The sequence below is a fragment of the Chitinophaga sp. genome, from assembly GCF_036569125.1.
Lineage (GTDB): Bacteria > Bacteroidota > Bacteroidia > Chitinophagales > Chitinophagaceae > Chitinophaga.
Genome location: NZ_DATCRF010000222.1, coordinates 1 through 6,276 on the forward strand (window position 1 = coordinate 1; position 6,276 = coordinate 6,276).

The following is a 6,276-nucleotide window of genomic DNA, read 5'->3' on the forward strand; positions in this document are numbered from 1 at the left end:
TCAAAAGAACCACCGCCCGCTGCATGTTTCACCTAACCATTTAAAACACTTATCAAATGTAACAACGTATCACCGGGGTGCATAGCTCCGGATGGTATTATTTTCCTTCACCCTTAAAATTAAATCCAGCGTTATGAGATCACTATTACACTTCCTGCACAGGAAGCGGCTGTTGGCGTGCGCAATGGTGGCAGCCATCATCAGCACGTTTCCGGCCTATGCACAACAAGGCAATCCGCAAACCTACCGCGGCACCGTTACAGACTCTGCCGGGCTGCCCATACCCGGCGCCTCTGTTATACTAAAGAACACGAACCGCGGCGCCATCACCGACCAGAATGGCATTTTTAACCTGCAGGCCCCGCAGGGCGGTACCATTGTGGTAACCAACGTAGGTTACCAGAACCAGGAAATTGTTTTGGGCGGCAGCAATGCGCTGCGCATCCGTTTGGCCCAGGCATCCAGCAGCTTAACAGATATTGTGGTTGTAGGTTATGGCACACAACGAAAGGCCACGGTGAGCGGCGCTGTAAGCTCCGTAAAATCAGAAGACCTGGTACGCACGCCTGCCACCACGGTATCCGCAGCACTGGTAGGTAAAATGCCCGGCCTTACTGCCCGTGCCCCGGATGCACGGCCCGGCAGGGGCACCAACATACAGATCAGGAACCTGGGTAATCCCTTGTATGTAATAGATGGCGTGCCCTATACCGGCAGCCCTAATACCACTGCATTCGGCTTTACACAAGGTTCCGGACAGGATGTGTTTAACAGCCTGGGCATAGAAGATATTGAAAGCATCACCATCCTGAAAGATGCTTCTGCATCCATTTACGGCTTACGCGCTTCCAACGGCGTGGTACTGGTAACCACTAAAAAAGGTAAACGTGGCGGTAAACCGAACATTAATGTTTCCGGTTATTACGGCCTGCAGAACTTTACCCGTTACCCACACCCTGCCAATGCCGGGCAATATGTGCGCGCGCTGGTGGAATCTGAGCAGAACCTGGGCCGTGATCCGTCACTGCTGTACTCCCCGCAGGAGCTGGCTAAATGGGAAGCCGGCACAGAAAAAGGTTATAAGAGCTACGACTATTACAAAGAAACCTTACGTCCAAATGTACCGCAGTCTTACCTGAGCGCAAGCGCATCCGGCGGCGGGGAACGTTCTACCTATTATTTATCCGTAAGCCGTATTAAGCAGGATGCTATTGTAAGGGATTTCAGCTTTGAGCGCACCAACCTGCAGGCCAACCTGGAAAGCAGTCTGGCCAAGGGTTTAAAGGTAGGCACGCAGATCAGCGCCCGCCTGGAAAAAACACATAATGTAGGCGTGCCCGGGCTGGATGATTATTTTAATCCTTTCCTGAGCATTTTCAGCATGTGGCCAACAGAAAGCCCGTATGCCAACGATAACCCCAACTACATTAATCAAACGCACAACGTAAATGTGAACCCCGCCACGTATAAAGATGATGTTACCGGTTACCTGGATGAGTGGTGGCGCGGCATTAACGTGAACCTGAATGCACAGTATGATTTTAATTTCGGGCTAACGGCAAAAGGCATTTACTCTTACAACTACATGAACGAAGACTTTGATGGGTTTGAATATACCTGGGATGCATATAAGTATGATGCCAATACAGATACCTATAACACCCAACCCGGCTTTGGCAACCAGAATCCCTGGCGCGAAAGGCATAAGCGGAATGTAATATCCCGTTACGGGCAGTTCCAGCTAAGCTATAACAAACAATTTGGCCCGCATGCCATATCAGCAGTAGCAGCCTATGAGCGGTCTGATTATGATAACTCTTATTATGTAGTACATACCATTCCTACTAACAACTATATCCCTACGCAGTATTTATCGGAACAGGATTATTTGTCGGATGAATGGACTACGGAGGCCCGTGCCGGTTATATAGGCAGGGTTAACTATAACTTCAAGCAAAAGTACCTGCTGGAATTACTGGGCCGTTATGATGGCTCTTACCTGTACGCCAAAGGCCACCGCTGGGGCTTTTTCCCGGGCGTATCCGTTGGCTGGCGTATTTCAGAGGAACCTTTCCTGAAAGGTAAGCTGGGAACCTTTTTGAATGATCTGAAGATCAGGGCATCTTATGGTGAAACGGGCAGTGAGATCGGCTTTCCGAATGGCGATCCTCCCCCGCCCTTCAGCTACCTGGCCGGCTACAACTTTAACCAGGGCGGGGCTGTGCTGAATGGCGCCTATGCCATCGGCATACGGCCGCGCGGGCTGCCTATTACGCAGCTTTCCTGGGTAAAGAACCGCTCCACCAACATTGGTATTGACTTCACCCTGCTGGATAATAAGATCAGCGGGCAGGTAGATGTGTTCCAGCGCAAACGTACCGGCCTGCCGGCAGCCCGTTATGATGTGCTGCTGCCCAGCGAAGTAGGTTATACCTTACCCAATGAGAACCTGAATTCGGATGCTACCCGCGGCATAGAAGGCATGGTTACCTATAGCGGCCAAACCGGGCAGGTGAATTATTCCATTGGGGTAAATGCCACGTATGCGCGGCTGAAAAGCGTAAGTACCTATAAACCCCGTTTTGGTAATGAGTGGGATAAGTACCGCAACTCCGCAGTAGACCGCTGGTCCAACATTACCTGGGGATACCATGTAACCGGGCGTTTTGAGTCGCAGGAGGAAATTGATAATTATGGTATTAATAACGACGGGCAGGGCAACCGGACCGAGCTGCCCGGTGATTTTAAGTATGAAGATGTGAACGGAGACAAGATCATTAACGATATGGATCAGCGGCCCATTGGCTATGCACAGGGCGCGCAGCCATACGTAAGCTTTGGTATTAACGGCAGTGTAGGTTATAAAGGCATTACGCTGCGTTTTGATTTTGCAGGCGCCACTATGCAGTCTTACCTGCGCGACTGGGAGCTGCGCTATCCCTTCCAGAACAACGGTTCCTCACCTGCCTATATGTTCACCGACCGCTGGCACCGCGAAGATCCGTATGATCCCAACAGCAAATGGATTGCCGGCACCTACCCTGCCATCCGGAAAGATAATACCACGCATGTGAACTACCGGACCAATGATTTCTGGATCACCAATGTGCGGTACATCCGCCTCAGGAACCTGGAGCTGGGTTACAACTTTCCCAAGGCATGGCTGAACAAGATCGGTGTGAACGCCTTCCGCGTGTATGTGAACGGCACTAACCTGTTTTCTCTGGACAATGTAAAGAAATATGAAATTGATCCGGAGATCAGCTCCAGTAACGGGCTCGTATATCCGCAGCAGCGGCTGTACAATTTTGGCTTTAATCTTTCCCTTTAATAACGACCACTATGCAAAAGACATATAAATACATACTATTGGGCCTTTGCCTGCTAACTGCCGGCGCGTGCAAAAAAGACTGGCTGGAGCGGCAGCCCCGCACCATATTGCTGGAAGAGCAGGTATGGAATGATCCCAAACAGATCGTAGCACTGCTGGCAAATTTCTATGACCGCCTGCCTGTACAAACCGGCCTGCAGGATATTAATAATAATGGCGACTTAGACGGCCGCATAGCGCAGTGGCGCGATATGGCCAATTTTGATGACGCCATGTGGTCGGGCCAGTCCAATGAAGACGGGCGTAATAACATTCCTGCTTATGGGTTTGATAACTGGCGTTTGTGGAACTACTCCTTTATCCGGGATATTAACCTGTCACTGGAAAATATAGCCCAGTATGGTGTGCGCCTGACAGATGACCAGAAGAAACAGTTCACTGCTGAGCTGCGTTTCCTAAGAGCTTACGATTACTTTGAGCTGGTAAAAAGAATGGGCGGTGTGCCCCTGGTCACCAAACAGCTTATTTATGATTACAGCGGCAATGCTACTCCCCTGCAGGTACCGCGCGCCAAGGAAGAAGCTGTGTATGATTTTATAGCCAGTGAGGTGGATGCTATAAAAAATGATATCGGTAACGACGGCAGCGTATCCCGCGCCAACAAATATACCGCCCTGGCGCTGAAAAGCCGGGCCATGTTGTATGCCGCCTCTATTGCCAAATACAATAACCTGATGCCGGCGCCCATCAGCACCCCTGGCGGGGAAGTAGGCATTCCTGCATCCAGGGCCACGGAGTATTATACCAAAGCGCTGGAAGCTTCCAAAGAGATCATTAACAGCGGCGTATATACGTTGTATAAGGTGAACCCTAATACGGGTGAGAATTTTTACGAAGCCATCACCAAAAAATCCGGCAATAAGGAAGCCATTTTTGTAAAGGATTTCCTGACGCCGCAAAAAAGGCACTGGTTCTCTTATGACAATATTGTGCGCGGCATTCGCGAGGATAACCTGGGCTCCTCATCCGTAACGCCTTCCCTGAACCTGGTGGAAAGCTATGAGTACCTGGATGGTACGGCCGGCGCGCTAAAAACCCGTACTGCCGATAACAGTGATTATATTTATTATACCAATATTGGTGATATATTTGCCAATAAGGATGCACGTTTATACGGTACCGTTATATATCCCGGCGCTACCTTCAAAGGCTTGCCGGTAGGTATACAGGCCGGTGTAATGTCCTGGAATGCCACCCGTAATGCGTATGATGTAGTGGAAGGCAGTGACCTGAACACCACCTATACAGATGGCAAAACGCTCACCGGCAGCTCCGGCCCGCACCGTTCCATACAGGAAGTATCCAACACGGGTTTTTACCTGCGTAAATATATTGATGCAGGCGCGCGCACCAGCACCCGCGGTATACAAAGCGATATCTGGTGGATCTGGTTCCGGTTAGGGGAAGTATACCTGAATGCAGGAGAAGCCGCCTTTGAGCTGGGATTAACCGGCGAAGCGCTCACTTACATTAACGCTCTCCGTGAGCGGGCAGGTTTTGGCGCCAACAGCCTTAGCACACTGACCCTGGCCCGCATACAAAACGAGCGCCGGGTAGAGCTGGCCTTTGAAGACCACCGCCTGTGGGACCTGAAGCGCTGGCGTATTGCAGATAAGCTATGGAATGGCAATGTGAGTAACCCGAATGCTATGGTGTATTCGCTGTACCCTTACCGCGTAGTACGCACCGGGGATGCAGCACGTAACGGCAAGTATGTATTTGTGAAAATGATAGCACCGCGGTTCAGGGCGCCAAGATTTTTCCAGCTGGGTAATTATTACTCCTCCATAGACCAGGCAGTGATCAATAATAACCCGTTAATTGTTAAAAATCCCTTTCAATAACTCAATACTATGCAACGCATCATCATCTCATTCCTGGCAATCGCATTCATAGCGGCAGCAGGATGTAAAAAAGATAATTACGAAGAGCCCAAGGCCACCCTTACCGGCCAGGTTGTGTACGATAAGCAGCCGGTAGGGCTGCGCTCTAACGGTGTGCAGCTGGAGCTGTGGCAGCACGGCAACGCCCTGTTCACCAAAATACCTGTGTATATAGCGCAGGATGGCACCTTTTCCGCATCCCTGTTCAACGGCAGCTATAAGCTGGTGCTGTTACGTGGTAACGGCCCCTGGGTAAACAATTCCGATTCGCTGGATGTAACGGTAAATGGTAATACCAGCGTAGAGGTACCGGTAGTGCCTTTTTTCATTATTAAAGGCGCCAATATAGGCCAAAGCGGCACCAATATAACAGCTACGGTTACACTGCAGCAGGTAAATAACAGCCTGCCGCTGGATGCTGTAACCATTTATCTTGGCTCTACTACCGTGGTTGACCAGGTGAACAGTGTGGCCGCTACTTCAATAGCCGCCACAGATATTCCCAATGTTACGCAGCCGGTTAATTTAACGGTGGCTATCCCACCCTCGCTTATTGCCAAGGGGTATGTGTATGCACGGGTAGGCGTTAAAACCGCCGGCATAGCTGAATCACTGTACACCATGCCACAGAAAATTGAGCTGAAGTAATAATAACACCTGCCACTTTCAGGTGGCAGCTTTTTCGCCGTCCCGTTTGTATTAATTATCTTTAGTACAACCCGGACGGCTTCCTTAAACGGGCGGCCATAACCGCCGGAGGCCTTACAATGAACGAAGCAGAATTACAGGGTATTGCCCGCCAGCTGAGCCATCCGCAAGGGGAAGAAGGGCTTAAAGTAGCCGCCAACATGAAGGTTAATAATGGCGGAATGATCCAGCGCACCATTGACCTGCTGGCCTGTGAAGACCATAATACCGTGCTGGAAATTGGCCCGGCAGATGGTGGTTATGTGCCTTACCTGCTTTCCCGCGCCCCCCATTTAAAGTATTACGGTATTGATA

At 50.4% G+C, this 6,276-nt stretch carries 3 protein-coding genes and 1 pseudogene; all 4 read left to right on the forward strand.

The annotated features are described in order from the left end of the window. Positions 1-133: 133 nt before the first annotated feature. The gene (locus VIM87_RS07905) at positions 134-3,331 is read left to right on the forward strand and encodes a TonB-dependent receptor (protein ID WP_331996459.1); all 3,198 of its coding nucleotides are present in this window, start codon (positions 134-136) and stop codon (positions 3,329-3,331) included. 11 nt (positions 3,332-3,342) lie between these two features. Continuing rightward, positions 3,343-5,235, forward strand: coding sequence for a RagB/SusD family nutrient uptake outer membrane protein (locus tag VIM87_RS07910; RefSeq protein WP_331996460.1), 1,893 nt, complete (start codon positions 3,343-3,345; stop codon positions 5,233-5,235). 9 nt (positions 5,236-5,244) lie between these two features. Next, positions 5,245-5,922: a DUF3823 domain-containing protein gene (locus VIM87_RS07915; RefSeq protein ID WP_331996461.1), complete on the forward strand. Its 678-nt coding sequence runs from the start codon at positions 5,245-5,247 to the stop codon at positions 5,920-5,922. A gap of 119 nt (positions 5,923-6,041) precedes the next feature. After that, positions 6,042-6,276 (forward strand): annotated as a pseudogene (locus tag VIM87_RS07920) (class I SAM-dependent methyltransferase); the annotation flags it as partial.

Bases quoted from the DNA above. Each gene is read 5' to 3' on its own strand.
- VIM87_RS07910 (WP_331996460.1), top strand. From the start codon at position 3,343: ATGCAAAAGACATATAAATACATACTATTGGGCCTTTGCCTGCTAACT.
- VIM87_RS07905 (WP_331996459.1), top strand. From the start codon at position 134: ATGAGATCACTATTACACTTCCTGCACAGGAAGCGGCTGTTGGCGTGC.
- VIM87_RS07915 (WP_331996461.1), top strand. From the start codon at position 5,245: ATGCAACGCATCATCATCTCATTCCTGGCAATCGCATTCATAGCGGCA.